The sequence below is a fragment of the Streptomyces sp. NPDC052036 genome, assembly GCF_040680495.1.
Taxonomy (GTDB): Bacteria; Actinomycetota; Actinomycetes; order Streptomycetales; family Streptomycetaceae; genus Streptomyces.
The window spans coordinates 1-18,944 of record NZ_JBFAWW010000068.1; the positions used below are offsets into that span (position 1 = coordinate 1).

15 protein-coding genes and 4 pseudogenes are annotated in these 18,944 nt (G+C 70.1%); 11 read left to right on the plus strand and 8 right to left on the minus strand.

Annotation, left to right across the window (positions count from 1 at the left end; all coding sequences use genetic code 11):
- Nucleotides 1–104: 104 nt before the first annotated feature.
- Together AB0L95_RS40240 and AB0L95_RS40245 are read left to right on the plus strand one after the other, a co-directional pair.
- Nucleotides 105–638, plus strand: a pseudogene (locus AB0L95_RS40240) (transposase); the annotation flags it as partial.
- A 778-nt stretch (nt 639–1,416) separates the two neighbouring features.
- Nucleotides 1,417–1,785, plus strand: a complete 369-nt coding sequence (locus tag AB0L95_RS40245) for a hypothetical protein (protein WP_365171372.1) — start codon at nt 1,417–1,419, stop codon at nt 1,783–1,785.
- Nucleotides 1,786–1,820: 35 nt separating this feature from the next.
- On the opposite strand, the pseudogene AB0L95_RS40250 reads toward AB0L95_RS40245, so the two are convergent.
- From AB0L95_RS40250 to AB0L95_RS40260, 3 genes and pseudogenes are all read right to left on the minus strand, one after another.
- Nucleotides 1,821–2,018 (minus strand): annotated as a pseudogene (locus AB0L95_RS40250) (ATP-binding protein); the annotation flags it as partial.
- A 913-nt stretch (nt 2,019–2,931) separates the two neighbouring features.
- Nucleotides 2,932–4,221, minus strand: a complete 1,290-nt coding sequence (locus AB0L95_RS40255; protein WP_365171373.1) for a hypothetical protein — start codon at nt 4,219–4,221, stop codon at nt 2,932–2,934.
- Between the two features lie 175 nt (nt 4,222–4,396).
- Nucleotides 4,397–4,723 carry a BlaI/MecI/CopY family transcriptional regulator gene (locus AB0L95_RS40260; RefSeq protein WP_365171375.1) on the minus strand — a complete coding sequence of 109 codons (327 nt, stop codon included), beginning with the start codon at nt 4,721–4,723 and terminating at the stop codon, nt 4,397–4,399.
- Nucleotides 4,724–5,236: 513 nt separating this feature from the next.
- On the opposite strand from AB0L95_RS40260, the gene AB0L95_RS40265 reads away from it, so the two are divergent.
- The 4 genes from AB0L95_RS40265 to AB0L95_RS40280 all read left to right on the plus strand — a co-directional run bounded on the left by AB0L95_RS40265 (nt 5,237) and on the right by AB0L95_RS40280 (nt 10,443).
- Nucleotides 5,237–7,756 carry a transglycosylase domain-containing protein gene (locus tag AB0L95_RS40265; protein WP_365171377.1) on the plus strand — a complete coding sequence of 840 codons (2,520 nt, stop codon included), beginning with the start codon at nt 5,237–5,239 and terminating at the stop codon, nt 7,754–7,756.
- Nucleotides 7,757–7,814: 58 nt separating this feature from the next.
- Nucleotides 7,815–7,973, plus strand: a complete 159-nt coding sequence (locus AB0L95_RS40270) for an undecaprenyl-diphosphate phosphatase (RefSeq protein ID WP_365171379.1) — start codon at nt 7,815–7,817, stop codon at nt 7,971–7,973.
- 310 nt (nt 7,974–8,283) lie between these two features.
- On the plus strand, nt 8,284–8,961 hold the full coding sequence (locus tag AB0L95_RS40275) for a DedA family protein (protein ID WP_365171398.1): 678 nt from the start codon (nt 8,284–8,286) through the stop codon (nt 8,959–8,961).
- Nucleotides 8,962–9,792: 831 nt separating this feature from the next.
- Entirely contained in the window at nt 9,793–10,443 is a 651-nt protein-coding gene (locus AB0L95_RS40280) for a phosphatase PAP2 family protein (RefSeq protein WP_365171381.1), read from the plus strand.
- A gap of 326 nt (nt 10,444–10,769) precedes the next feature.
- Here AB0L95_RS40280 and AB0L95_RS40285 read toward each other — a convergent pair whose 3' ends face one another.
- The 5 genes and pseudogenes from AB0L95_RS40285 to AB0L95_RS40305 all read right to left on the minus strand — a co-directional run bounded on the left by AB0L95_RS40285 (nt 10,770) and on the right by AB0L95_RS40305 (nt 15,064).
- Complete coding sequence (locus AB0L95_RS40285; protein WP_365171383.1) at nt 10,770–11,162, minus strand: BlaI/MecI/CopY family transcriptional regulator; 393 nt, start codon at nt 11,160–11,162, stop codon at nt 10,770–10,772.
- Nucleotides 11,163–11,465: 303 nt separating this feature from the next.
- Nucleotides 11,466–12,117 (minus strand): annotated as a pseudogene (locus AB0L95_RS40290) (response regulator transcription factor).
- A gap of 15 nt (nt 12,118–12,132) precedes the next feature.
- Nucleotides 12,133–12,801, minus strand: a complete 669-nt coding sequence (locus tag AB0L95_RS40295; RefSeq protein WP_365171385.1) for a DedA family protein — start codon at nt 12,799–12,801, stop codon at nt 12,133–12,135.
- Nucleotides 12,802–12,860: 59 nt separating this feature from the next.
- Nucleotides 12,861–13,670 (minus strand): polysaccharide deacetylase family protein, encoded by an 810-nt coding sequence (locus AB0L95_RS40300; RefSeq protein ID WP_365171387.1) that lies wholly within the window; start codon nt 13,668–13,670, stop codon nt 12,861–12,863.
- On the minus strand, nt 13,667–15,064 hold the full coding sequence (locus AB0L95_RS40305) for a glycosyltransferase (RefSeq protein ID WP_365171389.1): 1,398 nt from the start codon (nt 15,062–15,064) through the stop codon (nt 13,667–13,669). Before AB0L95_RS40305 ends, AB0L95_RS40300 begins: the two co-directional genes overlap by 4 nt.
- Nucleotides 15,065–15,207: 143 nt before the next feature.
- On the opposite strand from AB0L95_RS40305, the gene AB0L95_RS40310 reads away from it, so the two are divergent.
- From AB0L95_RS40310 to AB0L95_RS40330, 5 genes and pseudogenes are all read left to right on the plus strand, one after another.
- Nucleotides 15,208–15,633 carry a BlaI/MecI/CopY family transcriptional regulator gene (locus AB0L95_RS40310; protein ID WP_365171391.1) on the plus strand — a complete coding sequence of 142 codons (426 nt, stop codon included), beginning with the start codon at nt 15,208–15,210 and terminating at the stop codon, nt 15,631–15,633.
- Between the two features lie 4 nt (nt 15,634–15,637).
- The gene (locus AB0L95_RS40315; RefSeq protein WP_365171393.1) at nt 15,638–16,654 is read left to right on the plus strand and encodes a M56 family metallopeptidase; all 1,017 of its coding nucleotides are present in this window, start codon (nt 15,638–15,640) and stop codon (nt 16,652–16,654) included.
- A gap of 213 nt (nt 16,655–16,867) precedes the next feature.
- Nucleotides 16,868–17,587, plus strand: a pseudogene (locus AB0L95_RS40320) (ABC transporter permease); the annotation flags it as partial.
- 502 nt (nt 17,588–18,089) lie between these two features.
- On the plus strand, nt 18,090–18,326 hold the full coding sequence (locus AB0L95_RS40325; protein WP_365171395.1) for a hypothetical protein: 237 nt from the start codon (nt 18,090–18,092) through the stop codon (nt 18,324–18,326).
- On the plus strand, nt 18,326–18,703 hold the full coding sequence (locus AB0L95_RS40330; RefSeq protein ID WP_365171397.1) for a fic family toxin-antitoxin system, toxin component: 378 nt from the start codon (nt 18,326–18,328) through the stop codon (nt 18,701–18,703). Before AB0L95_RS40325 ends, AB0L95_RS40330 begins: the two co-directional genes overlap by 1 nt.
- Nucleotides 18,704–18,944: the final 241 nt, after the last annotated feature.

Genomic DNA, 18,944 nt, shown 5'->3' on the forward strand with positions numbered 1-18,944 from the left:
GGCCTCCGCCAGATCCAATACCGCAGCGACATCATCGACGGATGCCTCACCGGAACAGGGCTCACACCGACGACACCACGACTACAACGTCAGTAGGGGACTCGTCCCTTGTGATTATCGACACCCAGTCCGTCCGCGCTGCCGCCGGGGTTCCCAAGACCACGACGGGACTGGACGCCAACAAGAAGGTGTCGGGTCGCAAGCGGGGACTGATCGTCGATGTGATGGGGCTGATCATCGGCGTCGTGGTGCTGGCCGCCTCCGCCCACGACAATGCCGCCGGCGCCGCCCTGCTCGATCAGGCGGCCGTGCGGTACGGGATGCGGCTGGAGAAGGCCCTGGTGGACCAGGGCTTCAAGGACGAGGTCGTCATCCACGGCGCCCTGCTGGACATCGACGTCGAGGTCGTCCGCCGCAACCCCGCCGACCAGGGCGAAGGCTTCGTCCCGCAGCCCAAGCGGTGGGTGGTCGAGCAGGTCAACGGCACGTTGATGTTGCACCGCCGTCTGGCCCGCGAGTACGACCACCGCCCCGACACCTCCACCTCGCGCGTCTGCTGGGCTTCCATCGCGAACATGGCCCGCCGCCTCACCACACCCGCCCCGACCTGGCGCCACACCCTCGGGCTGGCCGCATGAACGTCATCGAGCTCCTGGCAGACCTCCAGGCCCAGCATGACGAGACCGCAGCCCGGTCCAGTGAACTACGCGACCAAATTGAGCACTTGACCGCCGCCTTGGCCGAGACCGAAGCGCGACTCGCGGACCTGGCCACCACCTGGAAGGTCATCGCCGAACGCCTCCCGCCGGAACCGAGCCCGATCCGCCCGAGTCACCCACCGCCTACCAGGCCATCGTGAATGCCTTCAACCAGCACCCCGACCAGGTGTTCCGCGTCCGTGAGCTGCACGAACTCCTCGGTATGCCCACCGATGAACTATCCATCAACGTCACCCGCAGCCGCCTCGGGCGCCTCACTCGACAAGGCTTCCTCGCTCAACCCGGACGAGGCCGCCATCAGAAACGGACTTAACGTCCTCTCAGTTTGCTAAATGATGCCGGACCCGCCCCCGACCTGGTCATGGCCGACCTGACGGCAACCGAGAAGACACTGCTGAATGCTCCGTGGGAACTTGGCGCCGACGTCCTGGACTGGTTCGCCTGGAACCCGATTCTGAGCCTGCCTCGTGTTACGGCGTGACGTGCTCGCAGCAGCCCATCCCAATGCTCACGCCGGGCTGCTCGGCCACCTGTCGGCGTACTCGGTGAAGTGCTCAGTTGTCAAAGGCTGCGACTGACGCCCTGTCGGCACTGATCAAGCCCTTGGCGAGGCTGGGCTCGTTCTGCCTATCGTTCGATTCGGCGTCACGGTGGACGCTCAACAGGACAGTGCCTAAGGTACGAGGGAGTGGTCGGCGTGGGTGTATTTGTCCGGATCAGGGGGTGGTTGGAGTGCGACGATCGGCAGCTTGCCCGGGTCAAGGAGATCGTCAGCTCCGAGGACCCCGATCGGACGTATAGCGGAGGCTGGGGCTTCCCGGCGCGGCAGTACAACTGGACCAACTGGGTTTTCTTCGGCGCTGACATGCGCGAGCAGTCCGTTGACTGGTTTCTGGAACAACTGCGTCTCGTAGCGCGGATTCCTGCCTCCGATGATGACAACGACCTGGTCACCGGCCTCTTCCTCGTCAGCCACGAAGTCGAGGGCATGAGTGAGTGGCAGGTCCGCGATGGGGGTGTAGCGATCGGACGCGCAAACGGGGAGTACCAGTACCTCGACGAGTAAAGCCACCAACCTATTGGCTGCGCAGACTCAGGCAGTCAGGCCGCGTTGGTGTCGCGTTCGATGGCGGCGAGCCCCTTCTTGAGCCGGTAGCTGGGGCCGTTGATGGAGATCACGGCGCAGTGGTGGTGGAGGAGGCGGTCGAGGATCGCAGTGGCGAGGACTTCGTCGCCGAAGACCTGACCCCACTTGCTGAAGGTCTTGTTCGAGGTCAGGATGATCGACTACCCCTTTTTGACCGGGCGGCCGTGGTCGGTGAACAGCAGGTTCGAGCGCAGGCCGTCTGGCCGGTGCAGTAGCCAGTGCCGCGTCGACGGGCAGCTGGATCCGTGGGGCCCAGGGCAGCAGGGGCCGGGTGGCCTCGCTCGCCAGTCTGCGCACCCGGAAGTCCTCGTCACGGGTCCACGCGCCGACGGCCTTCATCGTCTCGTCGGGGAAGTCGGCGAGAAAGTGCCGCACCGGGAGCTCGGCGGAAAAGTACCCCATCATGCGGGCCAGAGCGGCGAGCGCCTGGTCCAGGTGCTCAGCGGTACGCAGGTGACGGGAGACGTAGTCGGAGTGGGGCGAGTAGATGTGCAGGCCGAAGTCGTTGGTCACCCCGGCGGCCTCGGGCGTCGGCGGGAGGGAGCGCAGCAGGATGTCGAGCGCGTCGGGGCCGGTGATCGGAAGGTGGGCGTGCAGGCCCTCGCTGGTGCGGGCGATCCGGGCGCTGAGCTCCAGCCGGGGAAGGTCGGCCGTCACCGACTTCACGAAGCTGTCGGCGTCGAACTCGGGGCAGGCTGAATGGAGTTCGCGGTCGATGCGGGCGATACGCTCGGCGTTGAGGGCGGTCTCTCTCAGGGGAACCTTCACGGTCATGGGCAAACCCTAGGGCTGGCTACGGGGCCGCCCTCGTGTTCTCGCCGCAGGTCATCCGGCGGTGTGAACACGAGGCTTTCGGCTATCGGACGGCGGCGCGGTACAGCAGCCGGCGCTGGCGGGAGCTGTCGCAGTGTGGGTCCGGCGATAGCCCCACGAGGACTGCCTCGGCGCCCCGCACGAGAGGCTCGGCGAGGCAGAACGGACCGCCGTCGGGGCCGCCTTGCCCGACCTTGACCGTCCTCTTCCGTATGGCCGAACACCTCGGCGACCGGCCCGGCATGGTCTCTTTCACCATGTCCAGCCGTGGCCACCGCTGTTGTGGGACAGGGCCAGGACGGCGGTGGCCACGGTGAGGTACTGAGTCGGGCGGCCCTGGCCGAACAAGGCCGCCAGGGCCCAGGCGAGAGCCGTGTACCACGGCATCGACCACGGTGCAGCGAGGACCCAGGCGAAGGCCAGCGCGAACGGCAGGGCGCCGACAACGGGGGCGTCCGGAGCGGCGCGGCGGCGGAGCGCCCACGCCAGCGCGAGCATCACCACCGGCCACAGCACGCTGACGATCGCCGCAGTCGCGTGAGGGCCCAGGACCGCGGTGCCGAACTGGTCGAAGACCGCCCACAAGGAGGGTGTAGAGACCAGTCGGGAGGCCGCGGAGAGCGGGACCAGTGCGTGCGCGCCGTAGGCTCCGTAGAGCGCGGCCAGGGTCAGCGCGGCCGCGCATGCCTGCCGGGCGGCCGGTCGCCAGGTGCCCGAACGCAGTAGCGGCCAGGCCAACCCGACACCGAACAGGCAGGCACTGATCTTCACGCCACAGGCAAGGCCGACCAGCCCCCCCACGATCAGGTCGTGGTGCCACCGGGTCGTCCTGCGGGCGAGGTGGATCGCGCAGACGGCCAGGCCCGCGACGAGGGTGTCCAGGTGCCCGCCTGCGACCAGCACGCCGATCAGCAGCGGGTTGACGCTCCACAGCAGGCCCGCGCGGACGGGATCGTCGGCGGTACGCAGCAACAGGTACCCGGTGCCAACGAAGACGGCGGCGTTCGCGAGCATCAGCGCCCATATGGTCAGCCACGGCCGCTCCTGGCCGATGAGTGCCGCAGCGCCCTGCCACCACGTCGCCACCGGACCGTACACGGAAGGTGCGTTCCGCCACGCCTCGCTCACCAGGTGGGCGTACGCGCCACCCAGCCGGGCAGGAGTCGTCACATACGGGTCACCGCCGAGCGCGGCGATACGGCCGTACGCGGCATAGCTGGCCGTGTCGGAGGAGCCGACCGGGGTGAGGTTGGCAACGGCGAGCGCGGTGAGCGCGCCGAGCCGGAACAGGAGTCGGGCATCGGGTCTCCAGCCCCGCTCATGAGCCTTGAGCATGCCCAGCGCACCCCAGCACGACAGCACGATCGCCGCGATCGTGACCGTCTGGGAGACGGTGTCGGGCATGGCAGGCAGCCGGAGCCAGGGGATCGGTACCCTGAGCGTGTTCTGGTTGGGCGCGCTCGCACCGACCAGTGCGAACAGCGCGACACCGGCCCCGGCCATCCACACCGCTGGGCGCTGTGCCGGCCGATCGACGACCATCAGCTTCCGCGAGGGAATTCTCCGCATCGGGCCCGCGAGACGCAAAGCCCACTCATTATGGTTGGTCGTCAAGGTCACTCTCCGGGTGTTGCTTCAGCTCGCGGCGTGGACTGCCGTGACGATCTTGTCGGCGAACTTGTGGCCCTCGCCGCTGTCGGGTATCACGGTCGCCGCCTCATCGCTGCTCATCCGGCAGAATGCGCAACAGTTGCCGCAGCAGTTCTTCGTCCGTGGCGGGCAGCTTGTCGACGAACCGGGCGAGCACGGCTTCGCGGTCCGGGTCGGACTCCAGCGCCTGGTACATCCGGCGAGCGGTCATCCCCGGGGAGTCCGTCACCGGCGCGTACGCATACGTGCGGCCCTGCTCGGTCCGGGTCAGCACTCCCTTGTCGTGCATCCCGGACAGCACGGTCGCCACCGTGCCGTACGCGAGGTCGCCGCCCAGCCTGCGCAGCAGCTCGCCAGCGGTCAGCGGCCCGGCGGGCGGACCGCAGCAGCGCAAGCACCTCGGCCCCCAGAGAGCCCGGCCGCCGCCTACGGGTGGCGGGCCCGGAGGTCACGAGTTGGTTTCCTTCCCCTCGTTGTCTACAGGTCGTGTAGACGCCAGTGTGCCGCCGAGTGTGCCATGCCTTCCTGTGCACCAGGCAGCCGGGTACGCGGCTCCCCGGCAGTACCGTCACGGGCTCGGCACCGGTCGCTACCGCCGCAGGCGTGCAATCCGAGGGTCTTGAAGGCGGGCGCCTTGACCAGATCGGCGGCATCGGGCTCAGGTTCGGTGCGGTCAGTGTCCGGCGGCCTTCGGTGAACGCCCCCGCACTCGCGTCCCGCACGATCTCCCGCGGCGATATTTTGGGTGGGGGCGGTTGCCGGCGTATTGCGAGCCAGATTTACTCTTACAACTTGTAGGAGTTGCCGGGAGCGTCAGTCCGCCCTGGGCCAGGCCCCCATGGGGTGTCACGGCGGGGCGGCTTCGCAGCGATGGCGGTGGCGTGTGCCTGGCTGAGGAGTGGCGAGTATGAGTGAACACCGGCGCCGATCGTCGGGGAGGACCGGACCGTCCGGCTCGGACGGTATGCCGCACGGCGGCCGAGCAGCGGCGCGCAGGGCTGCCCGGGCCGGGGGCGGGCGGGGCCGTCGTGCGGCGGATGCGCGACGTGCGGACGCCGGACGCTCCGGCCGGGCGGACACGCGCCGTGCGCAGGCCGACCGCTCCGCCCGGCGCGGCCTCATCGACTACCCGCGGGCGGGCAAGCGTGGCCTGCGACGGTGGCTGCCGTCGTGGAAGCTGGTGACCGGTACCTTCCTGCTGTTCTTGGGCGGCCTGGTGGGACTGTTCGGGTACGCCTACGCCACGACGACGATCCCCAGCGCGAACCCCAGCACGCAGCAGCAGAGCAACACTTACTACTGGTCGGACGGCTCGGTGATGACCACGCAGGGGTCGACCAACCGGCAGAACGTCGACCTCGCGCAGGTCCCGAAGCTGGTGCAGTGGGACTTCCTCGCGGCGGAGAACGCCACTTTCTACACCGACCCCGGTGTCGACAGTCAGGGCATGCTCCGCGCCGTGTACCACATGGCGACGGGCGGCGAGGTGCAGTCCGGGTCCACCATCACCCAGCAGTTCGTGAAGAACACCTACCTCACCCAGGACCAGTCGGTCACCCGCAAGCTCAGGGAGATCCTGATCTCCCTGAAGATCGGTGGCCAGCTCTCCAAGCAGCAGATCCTCCAGGGCTATCTCAACAGCTGCTACTACGGCCGTGACGCCTACGGCATCGAGGCCGCGGCGCGCACCTATTACCACGAGCACGCCTCCCAGCTGACCGTCAGCCAGGGCGCCTTCATTGCCGCCACGGTCAACGAGCCGAGCCTGCTGATGCACGCCGACACCGACCCCCAGGCCAAGGCTCAGGCCGCGGCGCGCTGGAAGTACGTGCTGGACCGCATGGCCAAGATCAACAAGATGACCGCCGCTCAGGAACAGCAGTATCTGGCCGCAGGGTTCCCGACGCCCAAGCCCTACTCTCCGTCGGCGGGGATGTCCGGGCAGACCGGCTATCTGGTGCAGACCGCTGAGAAGTATGTCGAAGCTCACACGTCCCTCACGGACCAGCAGTTGGGCCACGGCGGCTACCAGATCTACACCACCTTCAACAAGAAGAAGGTGAACGCGTTGTCAGCGTCCGTGGCGGCGATGGAGCAGAAGCACCTCGACCCGAAGCACCGCTCGGCCGACAAGGACGTCCAGGTCGGCGCGGCGTCCCTTGATCCGTCCACCGGCGCGGTCGTGGCGCTGTACGGCGGCGCGGGCTGGGACAAGGGCCACTGGACGGACAACGCCGACGCCACCGGTGTGCCGGTCGGCTCCACCTTCAAGCCCGTCGACCTGGCCGCCGCCCTCGATCACGGTGCGGTCCTCTCTCCCGGGCAGCCGGCCTCGCCGATCACCCCGGACTCCAAGTTCAACGGCGACGACGGCATCACCATCAAGAACCAGCAGGGCCGGCAGCTGCCGGACCCGAGTGATCCCACGGGGCTCCTCCACCAGCGCAACGACGTGCCCACGAAGTGGGGTTACATCACCCTGCGCAAGGCGATGGAGCAGTCGGTCAACACCCCCTACGTCCAGCTGGGCGAGTACGTCGGCTACGACAACGTGGAGGGCGAAGCCCTCAAGGCGGGTCTGCTGCGCAAGAGCCTTCAGTACGACACCCCCGGCTTCTACATCGGCACCTCCACGCCCTCGGCGATCCGCATGGCCGACGCGTACGCCACCTTCGACGACGAGGGCGTCCAGCACGAGCCGTACTCGGTGACCAAGGTCGTCGCCGACGGCCAGCAGCTGCCCGGCTTCGAGGCGCCCAGGGGCACGACCGCCATGCCCTCCTCGACCGCCGACACCGTCACCGACGTCCTGCAAGGAGTCGTGAAGAGCGGAACCGGCACGCATGCCCAGGCCCTGGGCCGCCCAGTGGCCGGCAAGACCGGCACGACCGACGACTACAAGTCCGCCTGGTTCATCGGCTACACCCCGCAAATGGTCACGGCAGTCAGCCTGTTCAAGGAGGATCCGAAGAACGCGGGCCTGCAGTCGATGCAGGGCGTCGGCGGCTACTCCAAGGTGTTCGGCGCTGACATGCCCACCGAGGTGTGGACCGGCTACATGACCGCCGCCCTCCAGGGACAACCTGTACGGCAGTTCCCGCCCGTACCCCCGCTGGGCCAGAGCACCGACGAATACGGCGCACCCTCACCCACCCCTTCCGCCGCCGCGACCCAGAGCACGCCCACAGCCACCCCGACCGCACCGCTCACACCGAAACCCACCACCGGACCGTGTCGCGGGCGGAAGAAGCACTGCGTCAGCCCGAGCCCCACCGACACCACCGGCGGCACGACCGGCGGCACGACCGGCGGCGCGGGCGACGGCGGGCTGCTCGGAGGAACCACCGGCGGTGGCACCTCACCCACACCCGCACCCACGACCGGCCCACCGGCCCCGGCTGGCATCCGTCGAGGGGCGGCGCACTGATCCACGACGCTCTCGGCATCCGAGCCGGTGACCGCCGCCAGCGCGACGCTCGCCGGCCTTGGAATGGCTGCTGGCGGGCAGCGTGGCCGCGTTCGTGGCGGCTTACCTCGCCACGCGCTTCCTCGTCCGGCACTTCGAGAACCGCACCCTCATCCCGTTCGCCATCTACTGCACCCTGGCCGGGCTCGGCAGCCTCGCCCACTTCATCATCGGCTGACCGGACACCTGTTCCCGCGTGTCCAGGCATGCCCGCCGCGGGCGGCATGTCTCCTACCCGCACGTCATCGCGATGTCCCTCCGTCGGCTGTATTCATCCGGGCTGTAGCGACGGGGCCGGGGCGGCACCGCGCGTAGGGCGAGCCCCGTGTTCGTGCGCGGGCCGGGTCCTCGACTCGATGGGGCGGCCTTTGGTAACCAGAACAACTACATGATGTAGAAATGAGCGTGGTAACGGAGGCGCGCAAAGAGGAGGACCGTCGATGGCGCCAGGTCCCATGACCGCCGCAGGGGCACTGGATCCGCACGTGATGCTGGCGAGGTTCGGCGCCTGGGCCGTCCTGGCTGTCGTCTTCGCTGAGGCGGGGTTGCCCGCGCTTGGCGTCTTCCTGCCCGGGGACACGCTGCTCCTTCCGGCCGGGCTCGCGTGCTCGCTCAGCGTGCCAGGTGCGAGCCGATTGTCGTTGCCGTTGGTGCTGGCGTGCGCGGGAGCGGGTTCCCTCGCGGGAGCGCAGACCGGGTTCTGGCTTGGTCGACGTGGTGGGCGATCCATGCGCTTGCGTCAGCCGGAGGGGCGGGGGCGGGATCGCATGCAGCGGGCTGAGGCGCTGTTCGCTCGGTACGGGCCCCGGCGGGCGGTCGTGCTGGGGCGTTTCGTGCCGGTGATACGCACCTTGGTTCATCCGGCCGCCGGGCTGCTGGGTATGCCGACGGCCTCCTTCACCCTGTGGCAGGCCGCGGCCGGACTCGCCTGGTCGCAGTCGCTGGTGCTGTCGGGATATGCCCTTGGGGAGACCGGGCGGCACGGAACGGCTTACCTGGCTCCCGCCGTCGCCGCAGTTGTCGTGGCAGGTGTCCTGCCGACCGCCGTCCAGTGGGTCCGTTCCCGCCGGGCCGACCGCCGTCTGGTCGAGTTGGATCCTGCGGTCCCAGTTGCGCGCGTACCGTCCCAGTCCTCGCCGGACCCTGGACGGACAAGATGTCGGTGACCTGCTCGCCGGCGCCATCCGGTGCGCCGAGCCGGACCCGTCGCGGGCTCGCCGCCGTGCCCCGGGTGTTGAGCCCGGCCGGGTATCTCGCATCTCTGCCGATCAAAGCCGCAACGTGGCCGCCGCTCACAAACTGCGGCAACAACGAGCCGGGCTCTTCCATGGCATGCCCTTCGCCGTCCAGCGCACCGTCTACCCGGCGCCCGTCCTGGCCTGAGCGAGCGGCGTCGCCTTCTCCGAGTCCGACACGTGGGAGAAGTACTCGCTGTACGTGCAGTTCGCCACCACGCCTGCCGGGCTGACCGACTTCCTGAAACGGCTCGGTGCCGGACCGGCCGGCCTGCGAGCCGGCCGGGTCACGGTGAGGGTTCCCGCCCGGCAGGCCGGACGCGACCGCTGGAGCTGCCCGGCGGATCATTGCTGGGCAGGCATGACGCCGGCCACGCGCGGTCTGCACCCGGCTCACGGGATCACGGTGCACCTCGACCGTCCCCGGCGGCCGACCGTGTTCGTGCTCTCCGTGATCCGCTCCACGCATCGCCGCAGGGCGGCGCCACTTGCCGCCGTGCGCCCCGCGCGTTGACGGGACGGCCCCGATCGGACCGCATCGGCGCCGAGTCCGGGCTTGAGGGGCATGCGAGCCGGCGCCTCCGGCCGTCAAGGTTCTACAACATGTAGTAGATTGGGGCGGTGGTCATTCTCGCGTCACTGCGATGTCATCAGCATGTCATCGCGGAGGCGGAGGCCGGCCCGTCACGCGGGCCCGAACCGCTTCGCCTGGTGCACGCCCCCGTACTCAGACGGCGTGCTCGTACGGAAGGACGTCTCGTTATGACCGCGGCCGCCACCGCGCAGCTGGCCTTCGACGGGTCAGGCGTCGACGGCCCGTTGTTCACCTCCGTCACCGACTTCGCCCGCGACACAAAGTGGCTCAACACCCCGCTGGAGGTGTGGACCAATCTGGGCCTGGGTGTCTTCGCGGTGCTCATGGTCATGGGCTGGTGGTCCGCGCGTCGCCGCGGCACGCAGGCGATGACCGTCGCGCTGGCCGCGCCGGTCGCCGTCGTGGCCGCCTTCGCCGTTGCCGAGGTGGTCAAGAAGATCGTTGGTGAGGTGCGGCCCTGCCGGTCAATGCCCCATGCCTACTTCGTCGATGCCTGTCCGGCGCCGTCGGACTACGCCTTCCCGAGCGGGCATGGCTGCGTGGCCGCCGCGACGGTGGCCGCTCTGTTCCTGCTGGACCGCCGCCTGAGCGCGATCGCGGCGGTGTTCGCCGTGGTGGAGGGGTTCACCCGGGTCTACGTCGGCGCTCACTACCCCCACGATGTTCTCGGCTCGGTGCTCCTCGCGCTGCCCATCGCCTACTTCACCAGCCTGGCCCTGCGCCGCTGGGCCACGCCTCTGGTCGCATCCCTGAGCCGAGGAGCGCTGCGCCCGCTGCTGGCGGCCGAACCTGTAGCCACAACGCAGGCTGCCCGGTAGCTACGCCGGCGGGGGCGGCACGCACGACCGCCCCCGCCAGGTGTGCTTGCCGACATCGATCCAGACCTTGGCCGGCGCGTCACCCGGCCTCGGCGCACGACATCTTTCTCTGTGCCGCTTTTCGCTCGCGGGATGCGGTAGGCCCAGGGCTGGCGGAGAACAGGAGCAGCGCTCAACAGCCACAGTCCGCCCGGCGTGCCAGCGAAGGGGGCATTCATCGCGGCGCCGAACGACGGTACCGAGTGCTGAGCCGCCGCGGCCGGACGAGCGCCTTGGCGTACCCGATTCCGACGCGCTGCGCGGACCCGCGGACGTGCCGGACAGCGTCACCCTCGGTCAGGGAAGTCACTACGCAACAGCTGTTCCAGCAGTTGCTCGTCCTCCGCCGACAGCTCCGACACGAACCGGGCGAGCACGGCGGCACGGTCTCCGCCCTCGTCCAGCAGTGAGTGCATCCCTGCTGCCGCGATTCCAGCCTGGTCGTCCACGGGTGCGTAGACATGGCCGCGCCCCTCACGCTGCCGGGTCACGAGCCCCTTGTCGCACAGCCGCGTCAGGATCGTCAGGACCGTCGTGTACGCGGCACCGGGGACCTCTGTTTGGACCACGGCTGCCGTCACGGGGCCGCCCGCCGCCCACAAGACGGCCAGCACCGCTCCTTCCAGCTCCCCTGGCGCACGCCGCCGGGCTTCCGCCCGGCCGTACTTGCCGCCTGTCACCCGGCATCTCCTCTTCCCCTCGTCGGCAGGGCCCACCGTGACCCCGTTCAAGCTACTACGAGACGTAGAAAAAAGGTTGTCCCGAAGGGTGAGCCTCTGCACCCGTGGGCCTCCGGTGTCGATCGTTGCGGGCCGCGGCCGTGCGGTTGCGCAGTTCGTCATCCGCCTGGTGCCGCAGGCGCCGGTCCACCATGGCGTTGAACACAACGGTCAGCACGGTCGGGCAGGAGCGCGGTGGCGGTCACCGCGACCAGCAAGAGATGTCCGGCAGGGTGCGTGGAGCCGCGCGGCGAAAGACGGCGTTCATGACAGCCGGTGTCCGATTCCGGGTGCCGTGGCGACGGTGAGGTGGCTGTCGGCCTCACGCGGCTTGCGGCGCAACCGGGTCAGGCACTGGTTCACACTGTTGTCGCCGACCCGTGCACCTTCGGGTCAGCCCGCCCTGAACAGGGCGCGACGGTGTACGAGGGCGGCGGCGAGTGCGGCCAGCAGCCGGAATTCCGTCAGGGACGGGGTGAGGCGGACAGCGTGCACGGTCGCGCTGTGCCGGATCGTGTCCAGGACCAGCTCGCCGGGCGTGGCCGCGGGCCGCGGGGCGGTTCGTCGGAGCGCGGCCGGCAGGCGGGCGGCGAGTTCGGGGAGCTGGCACGGTTTGGGCAGATGGTCGTCGCCTCCGGCGGGGAATCCGGACAGGCGGTTGGTGAGCTGGTGCCCGGAGCTGAGGAAGGCGACGGGGGCGTGGAAGCCGTTGGCGCGCATGGCCTGGCACACGTTCCGGCCGCCCGCGGCCGGCAGCCCGATGTCCAGGACGGCCGTCGCGACGCCGCGTCGGTCAGGCGCAGGGCGGCGGCACCGTCGGCGGCGAGGACCGGGTCGCAGTCCTCTTCCGACTGGCCGCGGCACAGCACGTCGCGCGGCTGTGATCGTCCTCAACGACCAAGATCTTCGGGCGCACCGACCGAGGACGGGATCACGGCTGTCCTTCCTCCGGTGTGGCGGCCCGGCGGCTGCGCAGAAACTCAAGGAGGAGGGGAAGCAGTGACGCGACGACGATCAAGGCGACCAGTGGCAGCAGATAGCGGTCGACGTTCGGGATCGATGACCCCAGCGCGTATCCGCCGAGCGTGAGGCCGAGGCTCCACACCAGCCCGCCGGCGACCTGCCAGATCGTGAACGTCCGCACCGGCACGCCCAGGGCGCCCGCCATAGGGTTCAGCACGGTGCGCACGACCGGCACGAAGCGGGCGAGGACGACGGCCTTCGCGTGTCCGTACCGCTCCAGCAGCTCCTCGGCGCGCCGTGCTCCCTCGTGCAGCTTCTTCGACCGGCTGCGGGTGAGCAGGGCCCCGCCGGCCTTGCGGCCGAGGACGTACCCGACCTGGGCGCCCAGCAGCGCGCCGACGGCGGCCGAGACCAGCAGCGGCCCGAGCGAGAGGTGCAGGCTCTGGTCGGACGAGCCGGTGCAGAGCAGGCCGGCCGTGAACAGCAGCGAGTCCCCGGGCAGGAAGAAGCCGATGAGCAGCCCTGTCTCGGCGAACATCACCACGCCGACGCCCAGCACTCCGAAGGCGGCCAGCAGCGACTTGGCGTCGAGCACGTTCACGGCGAGCTGCGACGCGAGGTGCAGTGGTGGGGTCACGCGGCCGAAGCCCTTCTCTGGGAACGATGTGACGTCGGTGAGCGGACAGGCATGAACGCCTACACCAGAGTAGACGGTCTACGTGAATGTAGACGATCGTTCGCCGCAGTGCGCTCCCGACGGTTCGTGGTCGGCAGCTGCCATCCGTGGTCGCGCAGCGGGCCGACCTCGTAGCCCCGCTCCTCGCAGGTGTCGAGTATGCGGGGGAATGCGCCGAGGGCGGAACGCCAGGCGCCGGGGGCGGAGGTGCAGTCTGAGTCGTGCAGCAGGATGGTGCCGCCGCCGTCGAGGTCTGCGGTGACCGTGCGGTGGACCGACTCGGGTGTGGCCCGCGCGGTCCAGTCCTCGCCCCAGCACGTCCACAGCACGGGGGTGAGTCCGAGGCGCCGCGCTGCGACATGGGCGGCGGTGGACATGACGCCGTACGGCGGCCGGAAGAGCGTGGGGCGGGTGCCGGTGATGGCGGAGACGGTGTCGCGGGCGCGGGCGAAGTCGTCGTAGGTCGCGCGCGGGCCGCGCAGCAGCAGGGGCCGGTGCCGCCAGCCGTGGACGCCGATCTCGTGGCCGGCCGCGGCGATCTCGCGGACCAGGCCGGGGGAGCGGTGGGCCTCGCTGCCGAGCAGGAAGAAGGTGGCGCGCACTCTGTGCCGGTCGAGGAGGCGTAGGAAGAAGGGGGTGGACAGAGGGTCGGGGCCGTCGTCGAAGGTGAGGGCGACGTGGTCCGCACGCCCGCGGCCGGACAGGCGCGGCATGGTGCGGTTGCGCAGGGGTCCGAAGGTGGAGACGACGGGGGCGAAGTGGACCGCGGCGAGGGCGGCGGCGGGCAGGGCTGCGAGTGCGGCCGTGCGCAGGGGGCGGGTGGTTGTCACGAGTGGTGTCCTTCCTGGCCGAGGACGGGTGCGAGACGCTTCAGGTCGAGGCCGTGGCTCAGGGAGTGCATGAGCGCGGGTCCGTCGTAGGTCGTCGCGACCCCGGTGCCGACGGCGCACGCCCACACCGCGCAGGCCGCGGCGCCGGTGACCGCGAGTCGCCGGCTGCGCAGGCGGCGGGGCCCGCCGGGCCCCGGCGGCGGCGGATTCTGGCTCCGGTCCTGGTGTCCTGATCGGTGAACGCGCGCTATCTCGGCCGCCGGGCCGTCGTCCTGCGTCTGGGCGAAGAGGGCGAGCCCCGTTGCCCGCTGCCGGGCTCCGAGCGGACCGTCGATCAGGTCGCACAGCACTGCCTTGAGATCGGCCGGGTCCCGGATCCAGACGGCCGCGCCGGCCTCGTCCAGGGCGGCCGCGTTGGTCAGCCCGTGCCCCGGTATGCAGCGGTAGCTGGCGACGGGCAGGCCCGAGGCGAACGCCTCCAGGGAGGTGAGGCCGCCGGCGTTCTGGACGAGGACGTCCGCGGCGCGCATCAGGCCGGGCATGTCGTCGACCCAGCCGAAGGCATACTCGATCCCGTCCGCACGCAGCTGCTCGGCCAGGGCCCCGTTCCGGCCGCATACGACGACCGGGACGGTGGCGCCGCAGTCACGCAGTTCCAGGGCTACCTTGCGGACCGGGCCGACACCCCAGGACCCGGCGACCAGAAGGGCGAGCGGAGCGTGCTCGGGCAACCCGAACGACGCCCGAGCGCGGGCCCGTTGCTCGGTGTCGCAAGGGCGGAAGCGCGGGTCGGTGACCGGTCCGCACACCCGTACGTCCCTGGCTCCGGCGGCTCGCGCCTGGTCGGCGGGCACCGCGTGGGCGGCGAGGTGGACGTCCACGCCGTTCGCCACCCACAGAGGATGCACCGAAAAGTCGGTCAGGTAGGTGACCACGGGGACGGTCAGGCGCCCCTTCAGGCGTAGATTGCCCAGCACTCGGCTGGCTCCCGGGTAGGTGGAGACCACCGCCCCGACGTCCGGGCGCAGCGCGCGCAGCACACGGTCCTCGGAGGTGCGCAGCAGGGCCCGTGCCACCGGGCCGCCGCCGCCCGCGCGTTCAGTGCCGGCGTAGATCCGCTGGTAGGCCCAGGGGGCCATGACGAGCATCCGGTGGTAGCCGTCCCGAACGGCGCGGCCGAGTCCGGCGGGCAGCAGATCCATCAGGTCGTACCGGTCGACGGCGAAGCCGTCCGCGCGCAGGCGGCGCTCCAGCTCGGCGGCGGCACCGTCGTGACCGGCTCCGACGCTCGCCGAGACGACCGCGACCCGGCCCGCGCCGCGCGGCGTGGCCCGCTGCTGCGGAATGGCGCCCGCAAGGGCGGGGCCGGGCGCCGTGCTTCCGGCGTGGGGCATGGGCTTTTCCTCCGCACGTGAAGGGAGCGACGGAACTCTACGACATGTAGTAGTCCGAAGGCTGAAGCCCGGAGCATACCTTCTACGACTCGTAGTCGGAGGACGGGTAAGCTTTGCAGACTCATGGCGAAGGAAGGTGGACGGTGAAGGACCGAAGGGACGAGGAGCCCCGGGGAGCATCAGGCAGGCGGGGGCGCGGCGAACTGGAGAGCGATGTGCTCGCCGCGCTCTGGGCCATCGGCAGCCCGTCGACCGCACGTCAGGTGCAGGAGCGACTGCCGGGCGACCTGGCCTATACGACTGTCCTGACGATCCTGTCCCGGCTGTACGACAAGGGCTTGCTCGTCCGGCACCGCGAGGGCCGCGGCTATGCCTACGAGCCGGCCCGCGACGAGGCGTCTCACACCGCCCACCGCATGCACTCGCTGCTGGAGGGCGGCTCCGACCGTGAGGCGGTGCTGGCCAGCTTCGTCTCCGAACTGTCGGCGCAGGACGAACAGATGCTGCACCATCTGCTGTCCGGGGACGGCCTGAGTGCCGAGGGTGAGCTCTCCCGCGGGAAGCGATGAGCCTGTGCTGATCAGCGTCTACGTCCCGTTCGTCGTCACGGGTCTGCTCGCCGTGCTCGGGCCCCGGCTGGCGCGCAGGCTGCCCCCGCGTCCCGCCGCCTGGGCCCTGGCCTGCGCCGCGCTCGTGACGGCGATCGGCTGGGCGGGGGCACTCGCCCTGCTGGCCTTCACCGGAGTGGCCCAGGTGCCGCAGGTCGCCGCCGAGGGCCGTTGGTCCGTTGCCGCGCTGCGTGCCGAGGACCCGGTGTACCGCGTCGTCGCGGTCGGCAGCGCCTTGGTGCTGGCCGTCGGCCTCGTCTCGTTGGTCGTTTCCGCCGTACGGCAGGTTCGTCACCTCGTGCGGGCGCGGCGGGAGTGCGCCCATCTGCCAGGGGAGACGGAACTGGCCGTGGTGGACGACGACCTACCACTGGCCTTCGCGTTGCCCGGCGCACCCGGACGGGTCGTGGTTTCGCGGGGAATGCTGCGCTGCCTCGGCGACGACGAGCGCGAGGCCCTGCTCGCGCACGAGCGGGCCCATCTGCGGGGCCGGCACCACCTGTTCCAGAGCGTGTGGCGGCTCACGGCGGCTTTGAACCCGTTGCTGCGGCCGTTGGCTGTCGCCGGCGGTTACGTCCTGGAACGCTGGGCCGACGAGGAGGCCGCCGAGCGTGTCGGAGACCGCAGGGTCGTCGCTCATGCCGTCGGACGTGCCGCCCTGGCATCGGCCGGTGCGTCGCGTCCCGCCGCCCTGGCCGTGACCGGCGGGGCGGTGCCGCAGCGGGTGCGGGCCCTGCTGGCTCCGCCTCCCGCACGGCGGAGCCTGCCCTTCGTGGTGGGTGGCCTGCTGCTGGCCGTTTGCTGTACCAGCCTGGCCAACGCCGCATCCGACAGCGATCACATGGTGGACAGCGCGCAGTGGGCGCGGTGCGCGACGCGCTCCGGCACCGCCAGTGCGGTGTCGCAGGGAGAGGATCGGCACCGGTCTGGATTCTGCTGCGGCGGTCACGAGCGTCAGGGACGCGGGGAGCACCGCCCGTAGGAGAGCCGGCCGCCGAAAGAGACGGCCAGATCGCGGGCGAGCGCAAGACCGATGCCCGGTTCCCGGCCCTGCGGCACCGTAGACTGAGCTGTCGGCCGTCGGGGCAGTCAGGTTGGGGACCAGCACGCCCGATCGGACCGTGCGACAGCTTCTTGAGCCGGGAAACGTGACTCGAGTGCGGCATCTCTTGTACCGGTCAACCCAACCCTCGGCATCCTGCTCAGCGCTCTGCTGCTGCTGGTGGCGGCGGCGGTCGCGGGCTGGTTCCGTCTCGATCCGCACCCGTCCAAGAGCCGGGCCCGGGAGATCCTCCTCGCCGGCTTCCGCGCGGCCGTCCAACTCGCCCTGGTCTCGGTGGTCATCACCTGGGCCGTCAAGTCAGTGCCGGGGCTCCTGGCGTTCCTCGTGATCATGTTCGCGGTGGCCGTGCGCACGGCCGGGCGGAGAATCACCGGCAACCACACCTGGTGGCCGACGGCCGCCCCGATCGGCGTCGGTGTGATACCCGTTGCTGTGGCGCTGCTTGCCACCGGGCTTGTCCCTCTGAAGGGCGTCGCCCTGGTTCCGATCACGGGCATCCTCATCGGTGGCGCACTCACCGTGACCGTACTCGCCGGACGCCGTGCCCTGGACGAACGGTCCCAGCGTCGCGGAGGGGTGGAAGCCGCGATGGCGCTGGGATTCCCGGACCGCGACGCGTGCATGGAGATCGCACGTCCCGCGGCCTCCGAGGCCCTCCTGCCCGGTCTCGACCAGACACGTACGGTCGGGCTCCTCACGCTCCCCGGTGCGTTCGTCAGCATTCTCCCCGGAGGGGCCAGCCCTGTGCTGGCCGGAGTGGGGCAACTGTTCGTCCTCATTGCGCTCATGGCTGTGCAGGCCGTCGCGGTGACGGTGACCCTTGAGCTCGCCGCCCGGCACCGTCTGTATCGCCCGGGCCGCACGCCCGCACGGGTTCGCCGCACGGGGCCAGAAGGTTTCGCAGGGTCCCGGAGCCGAGCCGTCCTTCCGATGAGAAGCAAGGCCAGCCATGCACGGTCACCACGAGCGCGATCACGAACTCCCAGCGTGCCATCAGGTTGAATCGCGGACCCCTGGTGCCTGCCGGTCCGTGACACGGCGACCACTAGACCGCGGGAAGTCTCCGCGCCGGGAACAGGCTGTCGGTGGTGGCGTCCACGGCGAGCAGGTTCAGCCGAATCTTTGAACCTGCCGCTTCGCCGGTGCGTTGAGTCCTGGGGTCAGGCCGCTGCGTGGCCCGCATGAGCTGACGACCAGCACAACCAAACACACGAGGGACCACGGAGTTGATCTGCTGGCTGTGCCGGTTTCTTCGGGAGTCGTTTCTTGGTGACTTCGGGAGTCACTCATTCGTTTCCGGCTCTTGTCGCGTCTGCGGGCCGCTGCCTTTGGTAACAGCTGTTACCATCATGGCATGGCGAAGACACAGCTGGGTGCGCGCGTCGATGACGAGATTAAGAAACTGGCTGAGGCCCGTGCCCGGGATCGGGGGCTGAGCCTGGGCGACTACATCGCCGGACTCGTGCGGGAGGACACCGGCGGGCTGCGGCAGCGGGGCCTGGACGCTGCGAGGCGCTTCCTCGACGAGCACCAAGACGTCTTCGACGAGGCCGAAGATGCGGACCGTCAACCGGGGGCGCACGCAGCGTAATGGATCTGTACATCGACGTCCCCTGGATCCTGCAGGTTGCCGAGATCGCGGGAGCGGGTGATCCGGCCCCCGAGGACTACGGGGTGCCTGTGGCGGCGGTGGCCTGCCACCGGGCCGAACTGCTGGAAACGGCTGTGTACGACGGCCCCCACGCCCGTGCCGCCGCCCTGGTGCACGTTCTCGGCCGCTGCCGCTGGCTGGAGCGCTCCAACATGGCCGTGGCAGCAGCGACGGGCGTGATGTATCTGGAGGCCTCCGGTATCCCGGTGAAGCCCACCCGCGAGGACGCCGTCGCCCTGCGCGACCTGCTCAGGGATCCCGGCTGCACCGCAAAGAAGATCGCCGCCCTGCTGCGTGCCTGGCCGCAAGCCACCTGAACTGCGTCAGCGCAGCATCCCCCATGCCAAGGCGAGGCGGTGGCGCGCGCCGCCCGCCCCTGCGTCGAGGAAGTTCCCGTATGGCTGTGGCCGAAGTCCCCCTGAACCGCCCCGGGTTCGGTAGAGATCTCAGATTGTGGTTGTGACCTGGGGTTTCGTGAGTTCCGTGGAGTAGTTGGCTTCGTACTCGACGGGCGGGATATGGCCTGTCTCACCGTGGAGTCTTCGGTGGTTGTACCAG